This is a genomic window from Pectobacterium fontis (assembly GCF_000803215.1).
Lineage (GTDB): Bacteria > Pseudomonadota > Gammaproteobacteria > Enterobacterales > Enterobacteriaceae > Pectobacterium > Pectobacterium fontis.
On record NZ_JSXC01000020.1, the window covers coordinates 1 to 5176 of the forward strand.

Consider the following 5176-nt stretch of genomic DNA (forward strand, 5'->3'; position numbering starts at 1 on the left):
ATCTGGTCGCGACTAATACAGCTTATATCAAATTCATGAAGTCCATGCTGGTACTTGTATACCAAAGGAAAAATCAAAACATCTCCCCCGCTGTGGCTATAGCAACCTTGATGATTTTAAAACGCTGGTACCACGCATTAGTGGAAACTACCGGACAAACTCACCCAGTCTATTTGACCACAGGCGTTATTCGCCGTGCAATGGATGTCCTCAGTGCTGCATCAACACCTGGCGACCCTAATACGGCTAATTACAAAGGTCGCTGTGTCAGTCTTCAAAAGCTTATAAATCATCAGGCATTTACCCTCGTCACTTTACAATATGTTTCTGATAATCAATATACCAACCAAACGAATTTGACCCGTAAAGCTCAGGAAACCATTGCGCTAAAACGCCAAGATAAGCTGGCTGATATGGCTACCGAGGGTGAGGATTCATTGATTACTATTCGTGGTTTCTTGAACATTGTTGCTTTAATCCATCGAGTAGAAAGTGATGCCGAGAAAATAGCTCTGAATTGCTTGTTATTACTCATTATTACTGGTTTTCGTTCTGTTGAAGCATTCAACCTCAGACAGGATGCTCTGGTCAAACGTCATATTGATGACTCAGCAGCACGTAAGCGGCTTAAGGATAAGGGACTTCCAGATTATTTCCTTGGCATACGCTATGTCGGTGTTAAAGGCGCAGGAGAACGCACGCACTGGGTAGAACCGTTAGCGGTACCGTTGGTTGAGAACATATTCAAAGTGGTCAAACAGTTGACTGCCCCGATGCGTCGCAATCTGATCTATTTGCGGGAAAAATCGTTTAGTGATTTTTTGCCAATGGGCATCAGCAGCCTGTCCGGTGAGTTAGTCGAATTGGATAATGTGGTAAGACATATCGTCCAAACTTCATCAAATCATCGTGGCCGCGCTGGACGGCGAGATAAGGCTATCAAGGCGCTGACAAAGCGTAGCATTTTTCCTGCTAATGAAATTTTGGAGTCGCAAAACAGTAAATCCATTTATTATTTCAAAACAGATCTAGACCGGTACCTAAAAGCTGAATTTGGAGGGGACAATACTCGTTCTCCCTGCACTCACGCTTGGTCCGAGGGCGGCAAGCAGTATACGATCAACTATGAAGAATTGCTGTTCATACATGTAAAAGGCTCATTGGCGTTGCGTCGTACCCTAGCATTACTAGCTGTACCCATACCGCTCAGTAACCAGTTAATGAATAAATTTCTGGGCAATGTTGATGCTAATGGGTCGATATTCAGTAAATACAAGTTGCTGGAAGATAACGGCACCCCTACTCATATGCGTACCCATATTCCCCGGCATAATATTAATACCTTCCTCGCTATTGCGGAGGTTTCTGATCATTTACAGGCTATGTTGATGGGACGTGTAAATATTACGCAAAACAGCCATTACCAACATCTGGCACTTGCTGAACGTAGAAAAGTGGCTTCACTGCTTGGCTTTCAGTCAACATCCACAGCATTAGCCACTGAACCTCATTCCTCCTCAGTTACAACGCCGCTGGATATTGTTAAACACACGGGATATATGGTGGTCACAGAGAATATGGTGCTTGATAACAACATTAAAGCCAATCTACACACCTTTGATGATCGCAACGATGTGGCTGGGTTTATCGAGGCGTCATTTGCCGATGGTTTATTTGAGGATATTGCCGCAGCTTTTGAAGAAATCAGTAACAATGAAGGCCCAGAACAAGCAACCGAGATGGTGGAAAGACATGCTGTATTACATCCACTGAAATTCGGTTCCTGTACGCGTGCAGTTAATCTCTGGGGGTGTCCTTATCGGCTGAAATGCCAGAGTATGGCTTTTTGCGAGCATTTCACCCTTACAGGACGCATTGATGAGTTGTCCAACCTCTTCGCGAAAAAACAGGCACTACTGCAATCACACTCAAAACTGACTCAGCTTGCTAAACACCAAACGGATTACCAGTCCAAACTGGCTCAGATCGAACAAAGTTTGCAACATCTGGATGCTATTCAATCACAATGGTTGAGTCGCGCTGAAGCACAACGGTTAATCTCAACAGAAAATGTGCTGTCAGGAGAGATAAAAGTTGAAGGAGAAATAAAGACATTGTCACAACTTTTTGCTTTAGAGCACAAAAAACTGACTAGGGGGAACCTCTGATGCGTGGAAAAGAACTGGACACACTGATTGAACATGAACTACAACTGATGATGATTGAAGGCTTTGATAAATCGCCTATTTCTGCCAAAGCTTTGCATACCCGCCTTAAGGAAAAGGGTATTCTCAACGGAGGTTTAAGCACACTGAGCAGCTTGGAGCGAAAGCGGCTTATTGCAGCCTACGTTGATCAACAGCTCAATCCCCTGAACTTACGTCCTAAAGAAAAACAGCAATATGTTAACCGTAAAACCCGCCAGGCGTTATTGGCACGAAATCAGCAATTACAGAAGGAAATCAATGAGCTACGAGATAAACTGGCACAAAATACCACTGCCCTGATTGCAATTGTTAAAGCGGTGAAAATTAATACAACGATTCCGGTGGAAAGCCTGCTCGCACCGCACGTAATCAAAGAGTTGCATAAATCGTAATGAAACAATTGGATGAAGGCTATCACTAATAACATGGTGGTTAGTTATGATGCGCCGAAAGTGCAGTAACTGTTTGAAAAATGCTCTAGTTTTTGATATTCACGACTGTTTAGCTCTGATTTTTCAACCTTTCGATCAACTGGATACGTTCTTCTGGCGTCATCTTAGATATGAGCAATAATAACTCTGCTGTTATCTGGTCGTCGCAAAAAAAGTAGTTCAGAGGAACTCCCAGTTCACTTGCCATACGGCGCAATGTGTCAATGTCAGGGATATGTCTCCCCTTCTCATAATGATTCATGCGACTGCTGGCCGAGGCTGGATCAAAACCGACAAGTATACCCAACGCTCGTTGCGAGATGCCTGCTTTAATACGGGCTTCTTTGAGTCGTTCTGGTATTGGGTTGGTTGTGGACACGTAATCATCTTGAATAGCCTAGTGTTGCTTAGATTGTCTAAGTATCTTGCATTGCTGTATACTTAGCAATCCTAAGCAACAATTTTACAGAACCACATCGCTATGAATACTCGGGTAGCCAATGCTGAAGCTTATATTTATGCTGCAATCAAAAAGGTAGACAGAGATAGCTTCACAGTCAATGAAATTGCATCTATTGTTGTTGGTGAATTCTTAGTCAAAAAAAATGCTGGCAATGCCAGAAATTTTGTATATCACCAATTCCAGAAAATGATCAAAAAAGGTTTACTCGTTAGAAAAAAGATGAAAAGCATCAACCAATTTGAATATACATTAACTAAGCAATTCTTTAACATCGTTTCTGAAATGAGGAGATCTTCCTCACTTCTAAAGTTTGAATCAGAAAGCCTAAATAATGAACTAAAAACTAACGTAACCGATGAAATATTAAAAAAAAGTTATGCAATTAAGTTGAATCGACACAGAATTAGATATGAAACGGAACTCGCTCATGTAATTGGTGAGAAAGAGGCTTTTGATGAAATCATCACCGATTTTCCAGAGCATAAGTTGGAGTTCACGACAATTTCAGATGAACTTAATAAGCAGGTTTTTCGTTTAATGGGTAAAATTAACGCAATTGGTAGAATAAAATCTCAGATTTCTGAAGTTGTATATAAGGAAAACGCTGCTATCCGTTGAGGTCATAGCTTAACTGAGCGATTAGTATATTAATAAGTATAACGTTATTTTTTAGTATTAAATTACTATAGGTGTTTTCTATGAAAAATTCGGGGCGAAATCCCACGATGATTGACATTGTCAACTTGAAAAAAATGACGCCGATTCAGAGGAAAATACACGAAATGACGCTGCTGAAAACATCATTTGATGACGCATGCAAAAAAAATACATTGCGGTCTTCATTGATATCAGAACGTGCAATAGAATTATTCGAGGGCGATGCTGATCTGGCTAAAAAATGGTTAGCGGAGCCGAATCGGGCATTAGAATGGATATCACCTAATGAAATGTTGTCGCTCCCATCTGGAATAGATGCCGTTCTCAAATTGATAACTCAGTTGCAGCATGGCGTTTATCCATAAACAGTTTAGACTAAATAACTTTGCATATTATCGCTCCACTTTAGCCAGACCATGATGATTGCCGGGATTAGTCGGCTACCAATTCCATTATGATATAGGCGATTGTTCTAGAACTGACTCTGAGCGCCCCTTTTTCGAGGTACGTTGCTGCTATATATGACAGGTTTTCGTTCTCTTGAAGCATCCAACCTCAGATACGATGCTCTGGTCTAACCATCTTCGCAGCAATCAGGCGATGGCTTCAAAAATACAGAGATTACTAACTCAGAGCTTGAACCGCCGCAGTTGGGCTTCAGGGACAAAATAAATATTGCCACGTGCCCGCGAGCACGCAACATAAAGCTTGTTGCGGGATGACGGTAGCAGTGCCTGTAACCCCTGCTTATTCAAGAGTTGACAGTGCTCTGTACCCATCACGATGCAGACATCATTGAAACGGTCTAGGCCCTTACTATCATTGAGTAGCAACCATAACGGTAATGCCCACGGTAAAATAGCTTAATAACAGGGTCATCTGTGTGCAGAACTGAGACACGCTCCGCATCGCTCACCGTTTCAATCTTGGTGTCATATGCTCTGTGTGGTTCGATATGGATGTTCAGTTAGTCGGTAATGAAGCGACATACCGTAGTGGAGCCTCGCAGGGACAATCACCACCTCCCGAGGAGGTGGTTTAAGGCTGAAAACAAAAGGGCAATTAATTGCCCTTTTTAATCAGTCTGCAACGATTTTTAAACCATTGCCGAAATTGCGCCACAGTCATGAGGCTTATCAAAACCAGTGGTGCCTTTGACATATTCAGTAATCAGAGCACCAATAATCTTAACTGCCTCTTTATTCGTTGTGATGAAGCCCAGTGGCATCGTCACAGGCAATGTTTCGGGTTGAGAAATATGATAGATAACAGCAGATAACTCATCCTCAAGATGAAGGATCTCAACATTACCATCTAACAGTCCTTCAACTAGCCCTTTAGCGCACTCGTGGAATTGCCCGAGCTCATGCTTCCACTGTCTGGCAACCCGGGCATCAGATTGTAGTGGTCAAGTCATA

Annotated in this window: 5 protein-coding genes; 4 read left to right on the forward strand and 1 reads right to left on the reverse strand. The window is 42.3% G+C overall.

What is annotated here, in order from left to right; translation table 11 throughout:
• Nucleotides 1-35 precede the first annotated feature (35 nt).
• Nucleotides 36-2168: a hypothetical protein gene (locus OI69_RS07260; RefSeq protein WP_235319665.1), complete on the forward strand. Its 2133-nt coding sequence runs from the start codon at nt 36-38 to the stop codon at nt 2166-2168.
• The gene (locus OI69_RS07265) at nt 2168-2599 is read left to right on the forward strand and encodes a hypothetical protein (RefSeq protein WP_080752615.1); all 432 of its coding nucleotides are present in this window, start codon (nt 2168-2170) and stop codon (nt 2597-2599) included. The genes OI69_RS07260 and OI69_RS07265 overlap by 1 nt, the downstream gene beginning before the upstream one ends.
• 109 nt (nt 2600-2708) lie before the next feature.
• On the opposite strand, the gene OI69_RS07270 is transcribed toward OI69_RS07265, so the two are convergent.
• Nucleotides 2709-3017, reverse strand: a complete 309-nt coding sequence (locus OI69_RS07270) for a helix-turn-helix domain-containing protein (protein ID WP_039348103.1) — start codon at nt 3015-3017, stop codon at nt 2709-2711.
• A gap of 102 nt (nt 3018-3119) precedes the next feature.
• Between OI69_RS07270 and OI69_RS07275 the strand changes: the two genes are divergently transcribed.
• Together OI69_RS07275 and OI69_RS18810 are read left to right on the forward strand one after the other, a co-directional pair.
• Entirely contained in the window at nt 3120-3719 is a 600-nt protein-coding gene (locus OI69_RS07275) for a hypothetical protein (RefSeq protein WP_039348105.1), read from the forward strand.
• Between the two features lie 80 nt (nt 3720-3799).
• On the forward strand, nt 3800-4123 hold the full coding sequence (locus OI69_RS18810) for an MbcA/ParS/Xre antitoxin family protein (protein WP_052198327.1): 324 nt from the start codon (nt 3800-3802) through the stop codon (nt 4121-4123).
• Nucleotides 4124-5176 lie beyond the last annotated feature (1053 nt).